The sequence below is a fragment of the Ruegeria sp. L11 genome, from assembly GCF_056531755.1.
Genome location: NZ_JBQFMI010000015.1, coordinates 36,181 through 54,397, shown reverse-complemented (window position 1 = coordinate 54,397; position 18,217 = coordinate 36,181). Strand labels below are relative to the sequence as shown.

The following is an 18,217-nucleotide window of genomic DNA, read 5'->3' as shown; positions in this document are numbered from 1 at the left end:
GGGGTTCAGATGTCTTGACTCGTATCCCACAGTTTCGATAATTGGAAATTTGTAATTACTATCATTGTGATTAGTTTTTTCTATGAAGTCACTCACGCTTAAACACCTGCGCTACTTTGAAGCGCTTGCCACCTACCGCCATTTTGGCAAAGCCGCGGCGGCCAGCGCGATTTCGCAACCCGCGCTTTCCATACAAATCAAAGAGCTGGAGGCCATCATGGGTGGCCCCTTGGTCGAACGCGCAGCGCGCGAGACGCGCCTGACCGCGCTTGGCGAAGATGTCCTAAAACATGGCCGCGAAATCCTGACGCGGGTCGAAGATTTGGGGAATCTTGTGCAATCTTCCGCTGGTCCCTTGTCGGGTCGCATCAGAATCGGGGTCATCCCCACGGTCGCGCCTTACTTGCTGCCATCAATCATCAAGGCACTGTCGCAACGATTCCCACAGCTGACGATCGAGCCCAAAGAGACCATCACCCAAACCCTGATCGGCGAAATTTTGGACTCAAGACTGGATTTTGCCGTTGTCGCTTTGCCAGTATCGGAGCCCAGCCTTCGGGAATTTTCGTTGTTTAACGAAGACTTTCTGCTGGTTCGCCCGGCGCGGGACGCCGGGTTGCCAATGCCAAGTTCGTCACAGCTCAGAACGATGCGGCTGTTGTTGCTGGAAGAAGGGCATTGTTTCAGAGATCAGGCGCTTTCCTTCTGTTCGATCCGCAATATCGAACCGCAGCACATTATGGAGGGCAGTTCTCTGTCCACACTGGTACAGATGGTCGGGGCGGGCATCGGTGTGACGCTGATACCGGAAATGGCCGTGGGGCTGGAAACCCGGTCTGCCGACGTGTCCATCGCCCGCTTTCAGGACACCCCACCAACCCGAACCATCGGCCTGATCTGGCGAAAGACCAACCCGCTGGGCGAAAACCTTCTGAAAATCGGTGCAATTATTCGCAAAACCGCAGAAGAAAACGCGGGAGGCATGGGGCAAATGAAACCGGAACCAAACGCCTGATCATAACCCGCATTAATGCTATGCGCGGCAATTACCCGGAAAACACATCATAAGCCTTCAGCGCTTTGGCGCTGTAAGCATAAGACGGCCCGCCGCCCATATAGGTCGCCATCGCCAAGGCCTCGCACATCTCGTCTCGGGTTGCACCCAGCCGGACAAGGGAACGCACGTGAAACCCTATGCAACTGTCGCAGCGGGTCGCAATGGCGATGCCAAGGGCCATGAATTCCTTGGTTTTCTCACTTAGTGCGCCATTGGTCTTGGCGGCCTTGCCCATGATGCCAAAGCCGCGCACGGTTTCGGGCACTTCCTTTGAAAAAGTTCCGATATTGGCCTCGGTCTCGGCCATGAAAGCTTTCCAGTCCATATCCATTCTCCTTATCCGCGCTCGTCCGCGCCCATGCGACGCTCCAGCCAGCGCACACCCGTACTGATGATCAGAACCAGGATCAGGTATTCAAAGATCAACAGGGTATAGATTTCCAACGGGCGGTATTCGGTAACCACCAGCTCATTCGCGCGGCGGGTCAGTTCCTGCATCCCGATGACGCTGGCGAATGCACTCATCTTGACGATGTAGATGAACTGGTTTGCCAAGGGCGGCAGAATGCGCCGGATTGCCTGCGGCAGGATCACGTAGCGCATGGTCTGCACATAGTTCAGCCCGATGGTCTGCGCCGCTTCGCTTTGACCGCGCGCAATGGATTGAATGCCTGCGCGGTAAATTTCCGCAGTGAAGGCGCTGTCGGAAATCGCCAGGGTGATGATTGCACCCCAGAACGGGTCAATTGGTACGTTCATGCCCATCGACTTGAACACGATGGGCAAGCCGTAAAAGACCCAAAACAGCATCGGCAGCAAGGGAATGGCCCGAATGAATTCAACGTAAACACGGTTGACCAGCCGCCAGCCACGTTTTTCGGACAATCCCGGCAGGGCCACCAGCAATCCGATGACGATCGACAGCACGGCGGCGATCAGTGAAATCTGAATCGTTGAACCCATCCCCGAGATCAGGAATTTCACATTGATCCACCCCGATGCTGTAGTCGGGTCGATCACATACCAGCCCCAGGTCTGGGATGAAGAACAGCCTGCCAGCAGCAAAGGTACGACTAGTAGAAGTTTTTTCATCTGCCCCTCTCAGTGCTGCAGAATCTGAGACAGGAATTTGCGACAGCGGTCTGACTGAGGGTTGGTAAAGAAATGCTCCGGCTTGCCTTCTTCGACAATCTCACCGGCATCCATGAAGACCATCTTGTCGGCAACTTTGCGGGCAAATCCCATTTCGTGGGTCACAACCACCATGGTCATGCCCTCATTTGCCAGTTCAACCATAACTTCCAACACTTCCGAGATCATCTCGGGGTCCAGAGCCGACGTGGGTTCATCGAACAACAGCGCGCGCGGTTCCATGCACAAGGATCGTGCAATCGCTACGCGTTGCTGCTGGCCACCAGACAACTGCATGGGCTTTTTGTCCGCCTGATCGGGGATATGTACCCGATCCAGATAATGGCGCGCTTTTTCCTCCGCGTCCTTCCGGCTCAGGCCGCGCGCTTTGATCGGACCCAAAGTCAGGTTTTCCAAAACGGTCAAATGCGGAAACAGATTGAATTGCTGGAACACCATTCCGACATCGGACCGTATGGTTGCCGTAGACTTGGCGTCATCCGACAGCTCAACCCCATCTATCCGAATGATACCTTTCTGGTGTTTTTCCAACCGGTTGATACATCGAACGACCGTGGATTTGCCTGACCCCGAAGGCCCGCAAATCACCACCTTTTCGCCGCTGCTGACCGTCAGGTTGATGTCCTTGAGAACGTGAAATGTGTCATACCACTTATTCACGCCCACAAGCTCGATTGCGGCGCCTGCCATAAGCTGAACTGCCCCCGTTTTTGCCCCATAGTAATATTTTCTTGAGGTTATCTTTCCCTTTGGACTGAAATCAATGAGGATTGCAATCACAAGGTCGTAACGCCACCAACGGGAGATACCTATGAGCGTTTTTTGGAAAGCCGCGGCGGTTGCCGTGTTGGGGCTTGTATTGTCCGGTTCCGCACAGGCGCAATCTGCGCTGAACGAGGTGCTGGATTCCGGCGTTCTCAAGGTTGGTACCACAGGTGACTGGAACCCGATGACACTGCGCGACCCGGCGACCAACGGCTACAAAGGATACGACATCGACATCATGAATGCATTGGCCGCCGATCTTGGAGTTGAGGTCGAATTTGTCCCCACCGACTGGAAAACACTGGTGAATGGTGTGGTCGCGGGCAAGTACCACCTGACCGGGTCGGCATCGATTTCGCCACCGCGCATGAAAGTTGCGGGTTTTTCGGACAGCTATATTTCGGTCGAACTTTTTCCCTACACCACCAAGGACAAGGCTGACAAATTCGACGGGTATGACTCGATCAACCAGACCGGTGTGAAAGTCGCGACGACTTTGGGCACCACATTCGAAAAACGGGTCCGCGAGTGGTTCCCGAACGCCGAGATCAAGGTGGTTGAGGCCCCGGCCCGCGGGTATCAGGAAGTAATCGCCGGTCGTGCTGATGTATTCATAACGTCGAACATCGAGGGCTCGACCCTAGAGGAGAAGTTTCCTGTTATCCGCGTGAAAAACGCCGGCCCCCGATCACCTTCGCCGATTGCGATGATCCTGCCACAAGGCGATCAGATCTGGATCAACTATGTGAACAACTGGATCGAAGTGAAAAAAGCGGAAGGCTTCTTTGAAGCAAACCGCGAGAAATGGGGGCTCTGACGCCTTCAAGGACGTGCGGACTTCCTGACGCCCGGTCCTATGGCCCGGGCGTTTTCGTCTGCCATCTGGTTCTTCAGAAAAGAGGATGCAGACACGCGACCTGATGGGTTTCATCATCCAGTTCAGGCAATGTTTGCCTGCACTGATCGGTCGCAAGCCAGCATCGTTGCGCAAAAGCGCACCCTTTCGGGATATTCATCGGTGACGGCAATTCGCCTTCCAGCTTGATCCGCTCTTTCCGGGCATCCGGGTCGGCACGGGGCGTCGTGGAGAGCAACGCCTTGGAGTACGGATGTCGGGGTGCCGCGAACAGCTGCTCTTTCGGGCCTTTTTCAACCGCGCGCCCCAGATACATGACAATCACGTCGTCAGCGAAATGCCGGACAACCGACAAGTCATGTGAAATGAACAGGTAGGCCAAGTTCAGCCGTTCCTGAAGATCGACCAGCAAGTTCAGGATCTGCGATTGAATCGACACATCCAGTGCCGAGACAGGTTCATCCAGAACCAGCACCTTGGGGTCCAGCATAAGCGCCCGCGCAATGGCGATCCGCTGGCGCTGCCCACCCGAGAACATATGCGGATAGCGGTCATAATGTTCCGGGCGCAGGCCTACCATCTCGATCATCTTGCGTGCCTGCATTTCACGGTCGGCGGCCGTCATCTGTGGCCGGTTGATGATCAACGGTTCTTGCAGGATCTGGCCGATGCGCTGACGCGGATTCAACGAGCTATAGGGGTCTTGAAAGACGATCTGTACCGTCTCTCTCATCTTGCTCCATTGCGAAGGGGTAATATCGACCCCGTTGATCGTCAGGCTGCCCGAGGTTGGTTCTTCGATCATTGTGATCAGTCTGGCCAGCGTAGACTTGCCACAGCCTGACTCTCCGACAATGGCCAGTGTTTTTCCTGGCAGCAGGTCGAAATCCACCCCCGACAGTGCCTTTACGGTTGCGGGTTTGGACAGCACCCCACCTTTGACCGTATAAAACCGGGCCAGGTCTTTGGCCTGAACGATAGGTGTGGTCATACCAGCTCTCCGGCGGCAATCTTTTCAACATGGTGACAGCGCGCCTTGCCAAATGCCTCGGCATGAGGGGTCGGCGGGGTTTGGGCGCAGGTCGCATCGGCAAAGCGGCACCGTGGGCTGAAAAGGCATCCTTTTGGACGGTCGAATTGCCCCGGGACAACACCTGAAATCGTCGGCAGAATCTTGGACGTCGCCCGCTCCGGCAAAGCACTTAGCAGGGCCGTGGTATAGGGATGGCGGGGGGTTCGGAACAAATCCCTGACAGGCTGTTCTTCAACCTTTTGCCCGGCATATTGCACCTGAACCCGCTCGGCGGTTTCCGCAACGACGCCCATGTCATGGGTGATCAGAACAAGGCCCATGTCATGCTCATCACGCAACTGGATCAACAGATCCAGAATCTGCGCCTGAATGGTCACGTCCAGCGCAGTGGTCGGTTCATCCGCGATCAGCAGCTTGGGCTTGCAGGCAATGGCCATCGCGATCACAACCCGTTGGTTCATGCCCCCCGACATTTGATGCGGAAAGGTATTTAGGCGGCTTTCAGGCGCGGGAATGCCAACCTGATCGAACAATTCGACCGCACGCTCATGACGTTCCTTTCGGTTCAGGCCAAGGTGGATGCGCAGCGCCTCTTTGATCTGGAACCCGACAGTAAAACAGGGGTTCAACGAGGACATCGGTTCCTGAAAGATCATCGCCATGTCCTTGCCAATGATCTTGCGCCGTTCGCGGGCCGAGATACCGGACAGGTCACGGCCCTCAAAGCTCATCTCATCGGCGGTGATCGTGGCGGTCCAGGGCAGCAGGCCCATCAGTGCCAGCATCGACACGGACTTGCCCGAACCGCTTTCGCCAACGATGGCCAGCAACTCGCCTTTGTCGACCGACAGATCGACACCGTCCACGGCGCGAAAACTGCCCGAAGATGTGGCGAACTCGACAGTCAGATTACGGATCTGCAAAAGGCTCATGCGATCAGCTCCGCTTCAGTTTCGGGTCCAGCGCATCGCGCAACCCGTCACCCATCAGGTTGATGGCAAGTACGGTGACCAGGATTGCGAGACCGGGGAAGGTGACAACCCACCATGCGCGCAGGATGAACTCGCGCGCTTCAGCCAGCATGGTGCCCCATTCCGGCGTGGGAGGCTGCGCGCCCATGCCCAGAAACCCAAGGGCCGCCGCGTCCAGAATAGCAGTCGAAAAAGACAGGGCCGCCTGCACGATGATCGGAGCCAGGCAATTGGGCAATACCGTGATGAACATCAGCCGCGACTTGCCCGCACCGGCCACACGGGCCGAGGTCACATAGTCTTTCTGCCGTTCCGCCAGAACCGACGCGCGGGTCAGGCGCACGTAATGCGGCTGAAACACGATGGCGATGGCGATCATCGCGTTGGTCAGTGATGGGCCCAGAATAGCGACCAGAACAAGGGCAAGCAGCAGAGACGGGAAAGCCAGGACGATGTCCATCACCCGCATGATCAATGTATCAACCCATTTGGGCGCAAAACCCGACACAAGGCCGACCATTACGCCGCCCGTCACGGCAACACAGACCACAACGATCCCCACAAAGAAGGAATAGCGTGACCCCATGATCAGCCGCGACAGCATATCCCTGCCCAAAGGATCGGTACCCAAGGGGAAGGCCCAACTTCCACCTTCCTGCCAGGCAGGGGGTTGCAGGATATGGTCGCGGAACTGTTCGGTCGGATCATAGGGGGCCAGCAAAGGGGCAAAGGCCGCACAGAACACAAATCCTGCAAAGACCCACAACCCGATCACGGCACCGCGGTTTTCGCTGAAGTAATACCAGAACTCGCGCAGTGCGCTGGGACGGTTTTCGGCTATTGGCTGGGTCGACGAAAGCTCGGTCATCATCGTCTCCGGATTTTGGGGTTGATGATGCCGTACAAAACATCGACCAGCAGGTTCACCAGCATCACGATCACCGCGATCATCAGCAAACCCCCTTGCACCACCGGGTAATCCCTGCGGAAAATACTATCGACCATCCACTTGCCGATGCCCGGCCAGCTGAAGATGGTTTCAGTAAGAATTGCCCCCGCCAGCAACGTACCAACCGACAACCCGATCACCGTGACAACCGGTATCAGCGCGTTACGTAGCGCATGCAGCCCGTTTACCCGGGTCGGCGACAACCCTTTTGCACGTGCAGTGCGGATGTAATCCTCGCCCAGAACCTCCAGCATCGCCGACCGGGTCTGACGCGCGATCACTGCCAGCGGAATAGTACCCAGCACAATCGTCGGAAGGATCAGATGACGAACGGCCGACCCGAATGCGCCTTCCTGCCCGGACAAAAGACTGTCGATCAGCATAAAGCCAGTGACACTTGGGAAGTAATAAAGCAGGTCGATCCGACCGGACACCGGTGTCCAGCCAAGATTGCCCGAAAACACGATGATCAGCAGCAGCGCCCACCAGAAGATGGGCATCGAATACCCGACCAATGCCGAAGACATCAGTGCCCTGTCAAAAAACTTCCCCCGGTTCACCGCCGCAATCACACCGGCAGGCAGACCCAATGCGATGGCGAAGATCATGGCGCAGAGCGAAAGTTCCATTGTCGCGGGGAACAGCGAAAAGAACTCCTCCCAGACCGGTTTTTTTGTGACAAAGCTTTCGCCGAGATCGCCCTGCAAAACTCCGGCAAGGTATTCCCAGTATTGCTGCAACACCGGTTTGTCGAAACCCAGCTTTTCCACCATTTCCTGGTAGCGTTCTTCAGTCATGCCGCGCTCGCCGGCCATGACGATGATCGGATCACCCGGCAGCACCCGGATAAACATGAATGAAATCAACGTCACGCCCAGAAAGGTCGGGACGAACAGGCCAATGCGGGTGAGTAAGTAACCAAACATCAGCGACCTATGATTGTAAGCTCTTTGGGGAAATGGGTCAGCGACCGGCAGCCATCCTCAGTGACAAGCACATCATCTTCGATGCGAACGCCAAAACTTTCGAGCGCATACAGACCTGGTTCATTCGTCCAGACCATACCCGGCAGGATTTTCTGATGATTCCCACGCATGATATAAGGTGCCTCATGCACATCCCGACCCAACCCGTGACCCGTTTTGGTGCGAATACGATCCGCAAATGGCGAGGCCTCGAGCACGCTTATGACCGCATCGTCGATGTCATGGGCCGTTACACCCGGGCGGCAGGCTTCGAACCCGGCTTTGTTGGCGCGCAGAACGGTGTCGTAGACTTCCCTGCCCTCGTCCGACACGTCCTGAACAAAGAAGGTTCGCGTAATGTCGGCGGCGAAACCATCTATGCGGGCACCGAAATCGAACAGTAACGCGTCGCCTGCCCTGATCTGGTAGTCGTTGCGCGCTTTCCCATGCGGCCGTGCCGAATTGTCGCCAGCCGCCACGATGGGCGAAAACGCCAGAGACTCGGCCCCTTCTACAAAAAGCGCCTGTATCAAGGCCTGTTCGACCTGTTTTTCGGTCTGGCCGACACGCACATCTGCAATCACACGCTCCAACGCGCGTTCCGAGATATCGATGGCCGCCTGCAACGCAGCAATGTCTTCATCGGTCTTGATGCTGCGCAGGCCCGAGATTTCGCGTTCACCGTCGACGATCCTCAAATCCGGCAAAGCACGGGTAAACGCGGCAGAGACAAAAACCCGCATCACCTGACCTTCCACCGCCAGCGAGCAGATCGGCATATGCGCGGCCAATGCGGTAAACGCATCGTCATAACCGGTCTGATCGCGCCAATCGAAAACAGCGCCCTCGAACCCGACAAGATCCCATGAGGCCAGTTCCAGATTGGGCACAATCGCCGCGGCCTGTCCCTCAGCCGGGACAACGACCACGAAGGGCCGTTCGTGGCTCATGAAAGATTTTCCCAAAGCGCGTGTGAAATTCGGGCCAGGTACAAGAGCTACAGCGTCGACCGACATGTCCCGTGCCAGTTGACGATATTCGAACAGATCCGGCATTCAGGCCGACCTCCTCAATAAAAAGCCGGAGCCGCCAAACAGGCAGCTCCGGTGAGTGAGTGGTGGCTTACTCGACGCTCACACCATAGAAGATGTGGCCGCCCAGCGGGTGCACTTTGTAACCTTGCACCTTGTTGCTCATCGGCATGAATACAACCGAGTGAGCAATGGTTGCCCATGGGGCCTGCTCTTTGAACACGACCTGCGCTTCTTCATACAGCTTGGTCCGCTCTGCCTGATCGGTGCTTTGCTTGGCTTTCAGGATCAGATCCTCGAACGGCTGGTGGCACCATTGCGCACGGTTCGATGCCTCGACCCCGTCACAGCCCAGCAGAACGGCCAGGAAGTTGTCCGGATCGCCGTTATCACCGGTCCAGCCCAGCAAAACAGCACCATCGCGGTTCAGTTCTTTCGAGCGTGACAGGTATTCGCCCCATTCGTACGAGACGATTTCGACGCCCACACCAACCTTGGCAAAATCCGCCTGGATCAGCTCGGCCATGCGGCGGGCATTGGGGTTATAGGGGCGCTGAACAGGCATCGCCCAGATCTTCATCGACAAGTCCGAGACACCTTCGGCATCAAGCATGGCCTTGGCCGCTTCGGGATCATAGGCATCGTCCACAATAGCGTCGTTATAGCCCCACATGGTTGGCGGGATCGGGTTCTTGGCAGCCTGGCCCGAGCCCTGGAAAACCACGTCGATGATCGCCTGCTTGTCGATCGCCATGTTCAACGCTTTGCGAACCTTGGGGTTGTCGAACGGCGCCATCGTGGTGTTGTAAGCCAGATACCCGACGTTCAGCCCTTCCTGCTCCATCATGTTGATGTCTGCATCATCCTTCATCGCCTGAATGTCAGCCGGGTTCGGGTAAGGCATCACATGGCATTCGCCAGCTTTCAGCTTCTGGTAACGAACAGACGCGTCCGGCGTAATGGCAAAGATCAGGTTTTTGACCTGCGCCGGTTCTTTCCAATAATCGCCATTGGCCGCATAGCGGATCACCGCGTCTTTCTGGTAGGCCACGAACGAGAAAGGCCCGGTCCCGATGGGTGCAGTATTCAGTTTTTCAGGCGTTCCGGCAGCCATCATAGCATCGCCATATTCGGCTGACATGATCGATGCAAAATCCATCGCCATGTTCGCAACAAAGGGTGCCTCTGGCTTGGACAGGGTGAACTTCACCGTGTAGTCATCAATCTTTTCGATAGAAGAGACCAGATCCGGCATCCCCATACCCTGGAAGTATTCCCACGTGCCGCCAGACACTTGGTTATAGGGGTGGTTCTCATCCTTTTGGCGCATGAAGGAAAAGATTACGTCATCAGCGTTGAAGTCGCGGGTCGGGGTGAATTCGTCATTCGAATGGAATTTGACACCCTGGCGCAGCTTGAACGTGTATTCCAGGCCATCATCACTGGCCTCGACACTTTCAGCCAGACCGGGGATCACATTGGTTGTACCGGTTTCGAATTCAAGCAACCGGTTGTAAATAGGATGCGACGAGGCATCAAAGGTAGTTCCTGCGGTAAACAGTGCAGGGTCAAACCCCTCGGGTGAACCTTCGGAACAATACACCAGGGTATTTGCCTGTGCCACGGCACCCGACAGGGCTATTGCCGTGGTTGCGGCCAGAAGATTGAGTTTCATGATTTTCTCCCAGAAATGGACTTGGCAAGACAATCGCAGGGCTCTTTGTCGTCAGAGCGTTCAGTGACAATACAGGTCGTTGCGATATCCCTGACAAATGTATCCAAAATACAAAACCTGTTGTCAACCGGCTCTGTCACTGACTTTCGTGAAAGATGCCTGTTGCCAGGGTGTGTCTTGAACCTGAATGCGCCCTGCCCCAAGGAAATCACGAAGGGCAACACTTACATTCCACTGGGCCCGGCAGTTTGGCCACAGATATTGACTGTCATTGACCCGAAGTCATTCAGGTAAGAAAGGATATCTAACTTTGACTGTTAGCTGATGAAGCATCCTTGCGCATATCGCGAATGCAATCGTAGCCCAGCCAGAATAAGACTGTCAGTGCTACCAGAAATACGTAGGGAAGCAGCGAGATATGCATAACCAACACGCCATAGAACATGGCGGCGTACGCAGCGATTTGGACTATCACCAACAAACCCCACGCAACCATTCCCCAAAGATTGCGCGCTTTCCTCTGACCGGCCGAGTTGCGCAGGCTTTGACACTCTGCCTCGTTCACCACAGGGGACGCGGCACGCGTTGAATTGAGAATGCCGTTGGTGTCGAGCGCGCTGGATCGACATGCATCGAAACAAGGGGCCGCCTCTCGACAGGTGGGCGCAGTGTGTAGCATTGATTGAGTCCTTGGACATCTGGGGTTTGGCAGCGAGCCTTCACTGTGCCCCAAGACACCGACCCTCTGCACCATGCCGCGCGCGAGATCAGGTGCCACCGTTGCCGTCTTGCAATCATATCCAGCGGAGAAATGCCGATCCTCGCTCAGGCGCAGCATAAAACCGCACAAATAGTCGATTGGCCCGCGAAAACCGCGATCAGATGAGGTCTGAAGAACTTTCTCATGACCCTCGGTGGCTCATGACTTTTGGCGCGGTTTCGGAAGCGCACTAACCACCGAACAGGGACTTCGCATGCTTCCAGCGCTCTATTCTACTGCGTCCTTCGATGCTGAGGGCGAATACCCTGTACGCGTACCATGATCTCCTCGTTAGATAACCCAATAACTTCTAATAGGGGTTTCGGTTCAGGTATCGCTTACAAGTTCATTTGTGTACAAATTGGTAAGATTGCGCTCAAGTACGTGTCATATCCAGCCTCCGAGGATGCCATGCCGATTGAACACGCCCCCTTCAGCCAAGCGGAATATGACCGCAGGATCGCCAAGACCCGAAGCGCTATGGAAAAAGCGGGGTTAGAGCTACTGTTTGTCACCGACCCTTCGAACCAGGCTTGGCTGACTGGCTATGATGGTTGGTCCTTTTACGTGCATCAGGGCGTATTGCTCGGCATGGAAGGTGAGCCGATTTGGTGGGGACGCCAGATGGATGCATTGGGTGGGTTGCGCACATGCTGGATGTCCAGGGACAACATTCGCGGCTATGCAGACCACTACGTTCAATCAACCATACGCCATCCCATGCAGGATCTGGCTGGCCACATTCGCGCGCTTGGGCTGAGCACCGCCCGCTTCGGCGTTGAGATGGAGAACTATTACTATTCCGCAAAGGCACACGAGGTTTTGGGCAAGGAATTGCCCGAAGCGACGCTGGTGGATGCGACGGCACTTGTGAACTGGCAGCGTCTGATCAAGTCGGAAGAAGAAATTGTCTTTATTAGAAAGGCGGCCCGGATTTCCGAAAAAGTAATCCAAACGGCCATTGATCGCGCCGCGGTGGGCGTGCGCAAGAACGACCTTGTCGCAGATATCCTTCATGCCGGGATTACCGGGGTTGAGGATGATTGGGGGGATTACCCGGCCATTGTCCCTTTGACACCCTCAGGGCTGGATGCCACTGCCGCGCACCTGACATGGAACGGCGCGCCGATGAAAGAAGGTGAGGCAACATTTTTCGAACTATCAGGCTGCTATCGGCGGTACCACGCTCCGCTTTGCCGCACGGTATTTCTTGGCACTCCGCCGCCAGAAATGCGGGACGCGGAACGCGCGCAGATCGAAGGGATAGCGGCGGGTTTAGAGGCTGCACGGGCTGGCAATCGGACAAGCGACATTGCAACCGCTTTTCTTAAGGTTCTTGCCCGTCACGGACTCGAACGGGAGGGGCGCATGGGATACCCTATCGGCCTGAGCTATCCGCCAGATTGGGGCGAACGGACAGCGTCGATCCGCGCCGAAGACGAGACCATTCTGCAACCGGGCATGGTTTTCCATTTCATGCCTGCGCTATGGATGGACAGCTGGGGGCTTGAGACCACGGAAACCATTCTTATCACTGAAAACGGCCCCGCCGAAGCCCTGTGCAATATCGAGCGAAAGCTCTTTGTGAAAGACTAAGCCTTGAGCACCCTCGAAGACGCCAAGACCCTGCTGGGCGAACTGATCAGCTTCCCCACGGTTTCGTCAGACAGCAACCTGGACATGATCAAACACCTCGCGGACCGGTTGAGCGATTGCGGTGCAGAGGTTGAAATATGGCATGATGAAACCGGCACCAAAGCCAATCTTTTTGCCACATTGGGCCCAAAGCGCGACGGTGGTATCGTTCTGTCAGGCCATTCCGATGTAGTGCCTGTCGCCGATCAGGACTGGTCCTCGGACCCGTTCGTGATGGAGGAGCGGGACGGCAAGTGGTTTGGGCGCGGAACCTGCGATATGAAAGGGTTTATAGCGGCGGCAGTCGTCATGGCCCCGTATTACGCAAAGCTGGACCTTCAGCGCCCGGTGCATTTTGCCTTTACCTATGATGAAGAAATCGGCTGTTTTGGCGCGCAGGCTTTGGCCAAGACCCTGCGGGAGAAAGCGATCAAACCCGCTGTGGTCATCATCGGCGAGCCCACCTCGATGCGCATCATCGAAGGCCATAAGGGTTGCTATGAATATACAGCGCATTTTACCGGGTTCGAAGGCCATGGCTCGGCCCCCGAGCGCGGCGTTAACGCAGTCGAATACGCGGTGCAATACGTGTCGAAACTGCTGGCGCTGAAGGCTGATTTGCAAGGGCGAGCACCGGCAAACAGCCCGTTCGACCCGCCATGGACAACAATCAATACCGGTACGTTGGTGGGCGGGGTGGCCCATAATGTGATCCCCGGTAAGGCGCGGGTCGATTGGGAGATGCGACCAGTGCAAAAGGCGGATGCGGATTACGTCAAAGACGAACTGCACCGGTTTTGCGCGCAAACCCTGATCCCGGCAATGCAGACTGTTCATCCCGGTGCCGGTATCAAGACCGAAGTAATCGGTGAGGTCGACGGGCTGGAGCCAATGGACGAGAACGAGGCGCGTGACCTTGTGATGGAACTGACAGGGGCAAATGGCGCCGACGTTGTACCTTTCGGCACCGAGGCCGGGATATTCCAGCAGTTGGGGATGAGCGTCGTTGTCTGCGGCCCCGGATCAATCGATCAGGCGCATAAACCTGATGAATACGTCTCGGTCGACCAGATGGCCCAATGCCTTGATATGCTTGGGCGATTATCTTCGAAGCTGGAATAGATGATGACCTCGGCCCGCGCGGTATCGATATTCTGGTTGGGTGCACCGGTTCTGTTCGTGCTGTTCTGGGCGGGTGGCTACAGCTTTGCCAAGCTGGGGCTGCCCTATGTGGAACCGATGACCATGCTTGCGATCCGTTATGGTCTGGCTGTTCTGTGTCTTCTGCCGCTGCTGGCGGTGTTCCGCCCTGCCCTGCCGCGTGATCCGGCGCACTGGGCCGCGATGGCGGCAAGTGGGTTTCTTATTCAGTGTGTTTACTTCGGTCTGGCCTACCAGGCGATGAAACAGGGGTTGGGTGCCGGCACCACTGCCATCGTGATGGCCTTGCAACCCGCACTTGTCGCCGCCTTCTCTCCGTTGGTCGGAGAAGCGCGTGGACGGCCCGTGATGTGGGTCGGCCTGGCGCTGGGTTTTGCGGGGGTTGCAATCAGCGTCTTTGACAAGACCAGCGCAGTGCCTCTTTCCGCCGGGCTGCTTGCGGTTAGTGCATTGGTCGGCCTGACCGCCGCCACTTTGCTGGAAAAACGTCACGGGCGGCGCAGCGACCCAGTGTTGGGTGGTGCTGTTCAATATGTGATCGGATTTGCCGTGCTGCTTCCCATCGCAATGGCGACCGAAACGATGGAAGTCACCTGGCATCCAAACCTGATCCTTTCCCTTGCGTATCTGGTCATCGCCAATTCCCTGATCTCGATCAGCCTCTATGTCGCACTTGTTCAGCGCGGCGACGCGACCCGCGTGTCCACATTGCTTTACCTTGTCACACCTTTGGCAATTGCACTGGCCTGGATGATCCTGGGCGAGCCGGTCACCTGGCGCATCGCCCTTGGCTTCGCTCTCTGCCTCGCAGGCGTATATATCGTGCGGAAATCCAAAGATTGACGCCTATGGCAGTTTTCGATCGGACAACCGGAAATTCAAAGCCTGCGACCAGTTCTATAATGGAAACCACCTGAACCGAGATCACATCCGTCAGGAAAGCGCATTCAGATAGCTTTTGATCGTCGTCCGGCATCCGTGCTGCCAAATCCGTGGCAACCAGCGTGTGAAGGCTTCTGCGAACTGGGCTTCACGGCCAGTACTTCCGTACAGGTTTGCTGCCTCAAGCCACTTTTCGGGCTGTTCCCTGGCGGCAAGGGCCGCACTCTGCAAATCGCACCAGATGGGATCATTGGGCGCAATCTCTGATCCATCCTCACGCAGACCGGCGCACATCCGGCACCAGAAAGCTTCAACCAGCGCCAGACCGGTGACAGATGTACCCGAGGTCAGTGCATCGCGAAGGGACGGGAGCAAGAATCCGGGGTGGCGTGCAGACCCATCAAAGGCCACGCGCCGCGTGGTGTCGTGAATAGCCGTGTTCGAAAACCTGCGTTTGACCAGATCCAGATACTGTTCCGGTGTCATCCCGGGAACTGCAATGGCATGAGGAAGAATTTCTTCGGTCTGTACTTTCAGGAAGAATGCCGAAATTTCCCGGTCGTTCATGCAGTCCGCGATTGTGGGGATGTTCAGAACCTCGCCCACATTCGCCAGAATCTGGTGCCCGCCGTTCAGAATACGCAGTTTCAGGGTTTCATATGCGTGTACGTCTTTGGTGATCGTAACGCCGACTTTCTCCAACATCGGCCGCCCGGCGCAGAAATCATCTTCAATCACCCATTGGCGGAAATTCTCGTGGGACACCGGAACGCTGTCTTCAATTCCCAGGGCGCGGGTCTGGGTTCGGACATGATCAGTGGTTGCGGGAACAATGCAATCCACCATCGAATTCGGGAACGCCCCGTTCTGATCGATCCAATCCGCAAGATCAGGGTCCGTAAGGCGTGCCAGTTCAACAACGCAATTGCGCAGGATGGTTCCGTTGCCCTGAAGGTTGTCACAACTTAATGCCGTAAAGGGCAGATGCCCGGCGGCACGGCGATTGCCAAGTGCCGCCACAATGGCACCAAAAACCGTGCGAGGCCGTTGCGGGTTTTGCACGTCGTGTCGAATATCATCGTGATCCGTGTCGAAAGCACCCGACTTGGCATCCAGAAAATAGCCGCCTTCAGTAACGGTAAGGGACACGATCCCAATGACGGGATCGGACATTTTCCTGATCAGAGGTGCATTTCGGGGTTCAATGGGCAGATAGTCGATCAACGGGCCGATGACTTCGGCAGAAACACCGGACGGGTCAAGCTCGATCAAAGTTGTCAGACAGTCTTGCCCAATCAGCTTTTCGCGCATGTCCGCGTCATAGGCCCGAACGCCCGCCCCGATGATCGCCCAGTCGAGGGCCAACCCTTTTTGCATCAGCCTGTGTATGTACCATGCCTGATGCGCACGGTGAAAATTCCCAAGTCCGATATGAACAATTCCAGGGGTCAGGTCTTCACGCCGGTATCCGGGTTTCTTGATATCTGCCGGAAGCGCCCCAAGGTGGTCGAGGCGCAGCTCTACCGGTGTTATGTCCGCCAAAGGGGTCATCAGCTCATCCAGTTTCCGCCGTCGACATTGTAAGTCTGGGCTACGATGTATTCCGCTTCATCAGACGCCAGAAACACAGCCATCCCGGTCAAATCCTCGGCCTGTCCCATACGGCCGAACGGTACCGCTGATGCAACTTCGCGCTTCTTCTGTCCGGGTTTTTTGTTTTCATACTTCGCAAAGAAGGCATCGACGCCATCCCAATGTTCTCCATCCACAACACCAGGTGCGATCGCATTCACATTTATTCCGTGAGCGATCAGATTGAGTCCCGCTGACTGCGTCAAAGAGATTACGGCGGCCTTGCTGGCGCAGTAAACGGCGACCAGAGGTTCGCCACGCCGACCGGCCTGTGAGGCCAGATTGATGATCCGGCCTTTGACATTGGCGTCGATCATGTGTCGCGCAACGGCCTGCAGTGTAAACAGGGTGCCAGAGACATTGATATCGAAGACATGCTGGTAATCGGCGCGATCGATTTCGGTGATGGGCGCCGCTGAGAAAACGGCGGCATTGTTGATCAGAATATCAATCTGACCGAATTGATCCACGGTGCATGCAACAGCATTGTCGATGCTGTCCTGATCAGCGACATTCATTTCGATCGCCATTGCAGCGTCACCAATTTCTGAGGCTGCGTATCGCGCCCGCGCGATATCAATATCGGCAAGGGCCACACGCGCGCCTTCGGCGACGTAAGCTTTTGCAAAGGCCAGCCCGATTCCGCGCGCAGCCCCAGTGATGAGCGCGGTTTTTCCGTCAAGTCGCTTCATTCGATCCGCAGCCCTTGGGCGTCAAAACGATGAAGCACGTCGTCACGTGGCGTCAGGTAGATACGGTCGCCATGCCGAAATCCAACCTCTCCGTCCGCACGCACCGTGATTGTTTCCGCCAGACCGGTTTCATGTATGTGGAAAAACGTATCTGATCCAAGATGCTCGGACACGCCCACGACACCGCTCCAGGTTCCTTCGCTCTCGGACACTGCAATATGTTCGGGGCGAATACCGATTGTTTGTGCGCCTTGTTTTGCTGCCTCTTCGCCTTCGATAAAGTTCATCTTGGGCGAACCGATGAACCCGGCGACAAAAAGGTTTCGCGGCGTTCGATATAGGTCCAGCGGGCTTCCGACCTGCTCGATCACACCAGCCTGAAGCACGACGATCTTGTCGGCCATCGTCATCGCTTCGACCTGATCATGGGTCACATAGATCATGGTTGTCGCCAACCGCTCGTGCAACTCGCTGATCTCCAAACGCATGCCAACGCGCAGCGCGGCGTCCAGGTTGGACAGCGGCTCATCGAACAGAAACGCTGCGGGTTCGCGGACAATGGCACGCCCGATGGCCACACGCTGGCGCTGGCCACCAGACAGTTGGCCGGGGCGGCGATCCAAATAGTCGGTCAGGTTCAGAACCTGCGCGGCCCCTTCCACACGTTTGTCGATTTCGGCCTGATCCAGTTTTGCCATGCGCAAGGGAAAGGCGATGTTCTTGCGAACGGACATGTGCGGATATAAGGCATAAGACTGGAAAACCATCGCCAGACCGCGTTTTGCAGGTGGTACGTTTGTTGCATCGGCCCCATCAATGCCGATGGAGCCAGAGGTGATGTCCTCCAACCCCGCAATCAGGCGCAGCAAAGTGGACTTACCGCAACCCGATGGCCCGACGAACACCGTGAACTCTCCGTCTTCGATGGTCAGATCCAATGGCGGGATAACCTGCACGTCGCCAAAGCTTTTGGTCACGGACTTGAGTTGAATACGTCCCAT

The 18,217-nt window shown here is 56.2% G+C and carries 17 protein-coding genes; 5 read left to right on the top strand and 12 right to left on the bottom strand.

Going from position 1 to position 18,217, the window contains the following annotated elements:
* Positions 1-82 precede the first annotated feature (82 nt).
* A complete protein-coding gene (locus tag ACR0CE_RS17285) occupies positions 83-1,015 on the top strand; it encodes a hydrogen peroxide-inducible genes activator (protein WP_480484653.1) in 933 nt (310 codons plus the stop codon).
* Positions 1,016-1,046: 31 nt separating this feature from the next.
* On the opposite strand, the gene ACR0CE_RS17280 is transcribed toward ACR0CE_RS17285, so the two are convergent.
* Genes ACR0CE_RS17280 through ACR0CE_RS17270 form a run of 3 tightly spaced genes read right to left on the bottom strand, consistent with a single transcriptional unit; the run spans position 1,047 to position 2,899 of the window.
* Positions 1,047-1,382, bottom strand: a complete 336-nt coding sequence (locus ACR0CE_RS17280; RefSeq protein ID WP_209599036.1) for a carboxymuconolactone decarboxylase family protein — start codon at positions 1,380-1,382, stop codon at positions 1,047-1,049.
* Between the two features lie 11 nt (positions 1,383-1,393).
* Positions 1,394-2,149, bottom strand: coding sequence for an amino acid ABC transporter permease (locus ACR0CE_RS17275; protein WP_480833311.1), 756 nt, complete (start codon positions 2,147-2,149; stop codon positions 1,394-1,396).
* Positions 2,150-2,158: 9 nt separating this feature from the next.
* Positions 2,159-2,899, bottom strand: coding sequence for an amino acid ABC transporter ATP-binding protein (locus ACR0CE_RS17270; protein ID WP_480833310.1), 741 nt, complete (start codon positions 2,897-2,899; stop codon positions 2,159-2,161).
* A gap of 121 nt (positions 2,900-3,020) precedes the next feature.
* On the opposite strand from ACR0CE_RS17270, the gene ACR0CE_RS17265 reads away from it, so the two are divergent.
* Positions 3,021-3,791 (top strand): transporter substrate-binding domain-containing protein, encoded by a 771-nt coding sequence (locus ACR0CE_RS17265; protein ID WP_480833309.1) that lies wholly within the window; start codon positions 3,021-3,023, stop codon positions 3,789-3,791.
* Between the two features lie 73 nt (positions 3,792-3,864).
* On the opposite strand, the gene ACR0CE_RS17260 is transcribed toward ACR0CE_RS17265, so the two are convergent.
* From ACR0CE_RS17260 to ACR0CE_RS17235, 6 genes are all read right to left on the bottom strand, one after another.
* Positions 3,865-4,821 carry a dipeptide ABC transporter ATP-binding protein gene (locus ACR0CE_RS17260; RefSeq protein ID WP_480833308.1) on the bottom strand — a complete coding sequence of 319 codons (957 nt, stop codon included), beginning with the start codon at positions 4,819-4,821 and terminating at the stop codon, positions 3,865-3,867.
* Positions 4,818-5,795 (bottom strand): ABC transporter ATP-binding protein, encoded by a 978-nt coding sequence (locus ACR0CE_RS17255; RefSeq protein WP_480833307.1) that lies wholly within the window; start codon positions 5,793-5,795, stop codon positions 4,818-4,820. Before ACR0CE_RS17255 ends, ACR0CE_RS17260 begins: the two co-directional genes overlap by 4 nt.
* A 4-nt stretch (positions 5,796-5,799) precedes the next feature.
* Positions 5,800-6,702 (bottom strand): ABC transporter permease subunit, encoded by a 903-nt coding sequence (locus ACR0CE_RS17250; protein ID WP_480833306.1) that lies wholly within the window; start codon positions 6,700-6,702, stop codon positions 5,800-5,802.
* Positions 6,702-7,709, bottom strand: coding sequence for an ABC transporter permease subunit (locus ACR0CE_RS17245; protein WP_480477613.1), 1,008 nt, complete (start codon positions 7,707-7,709; stop codon positions 6,702-6,704). The genes ACR0CE_RS17250 and ACR0CE_RS17245 overlap by 1 nt, the downstream gene beginning before the upstream one ends.
* Complete coding sequence (locus tag ACR0CE_RS17240; RefSeq protein ID WP_480833305.1) at positions 7,709-8,803, bottom strand: M24 family metallopeptidase; 1,095 nt, start codon at positions 8,801-8,803, stop codon at positions 7,709-7,711. Before ACR0CE_RS17240 ends, ACR0CE_RS17245 begins: the two co-directional genes overlap by 1 nt.
* A 67-nt stretch (positions 8,804-8,870) precedes the next feature.
* Positions 8,871-10,454, bottom strand: a complete 1,584-nt coding sequence (locus ACR0CE_RS17235) for an ABC transporter substrate-binding protein (RefSeq protein WP_480833304.1) — start codon at positions 10,452-10,454, stop codon at positions 8,871-8,873.
* A gap of 1,171 nt (positions 10,455-11,625) precedes the next feature.
* Here ACR0CE_RS17235 and ACR0CE_RS17230 point away from each other — a divergent pair.
* From ACR0CE_RS17230 to ACR0CE_RS17220, 3 genes are read left to right on the top strand one after another with little or no spacing between them, the layout of a single operon-like run.
* On the top strand, positions 11,626-12,810 hold the full coding sequence (locus tag ACR0CE_RS17230) for a M24 family metallopeptidase (RefSeq protein WP_480833303.1): 1,185 nt from the start codon (positions 11,626-11,628) through the stop codon (positions 12,808-12,810).
* 3 nt (positions 12,811-12,813) lie between these two features.
* The gene (gene argE / locus ACR0CE_RS17225) at positions 12,814-13,971 is read left to right on the top strand and encodes an acetylornithine deacetylase (protein ID WP_480488823.1); all 1,158 of its coding nucleotides are present in this window, start codon (positions 12,814-12,816) and stop codon (positions 13,969-13,971) included.
* 3 nt (positions 13,972-13,974) lie between these two features.
* Positions 13,975-14,853, top strand: a complete 879-nt coding sequence (locus ACR0CE_RS17220; protein WP_480833302.1) for a DMT family transporter — start codon at positions 13,975-13,977, stop codon at positions 14,851-14,853.
* A 90-nt stretch (positions 14,854-14,943) separates the two neighbouring features.
* Here ACR0CE_RS17220 and ACR0CE_RS17215 read toward each other — a convergent pair whose 3' ends face one another.
* From ACR0CE_RS17215 to ACR0CE_RS17205, 3 genes are read right to left on the bottom strand one after another with little or no spacing between them, the layout of a single operon-like run.
* Positions 14,944-16,443, bottom strand: a complete 1,500-nt coding sequence (locus ACR0CE_RS17215) for a mannitol dehydrogenase family protein (RefSeq protein WP_480833301.1) — start codon at positions 16,441-16,443, stop codon at positions 14,944-14,946.
* Positions 16,443-17,216: an L-iditol 2-dehydrogenase gene (locus ACR0CE_RS17210; protein ID WP_480833300.1), complete on the bottom strand. Its 774-nt coding sequence runs from the start codon at positions 17,214-17,216 to the stop codon at positions 16,443-16,445. The genes ACR0CE_RS17215 and ACR0CE_RS17210 overlap by 1 nt, the downstream gene beginning before the upstream one ends.
* Entirely contained in the window at positions 17,213-18,217 is a 1,005-nt protein-coding gene (locus tag ACR0CE_RS17205) for an ABC transporter ATP-binding protein (RefSeq protein ID WP_480833299.1), read from the bottom strand. The genes ACR0CE_RS17210 and ACR0CE_RS17205 overlap by 4 nt, the downstream gene beginning before the upstream one ends.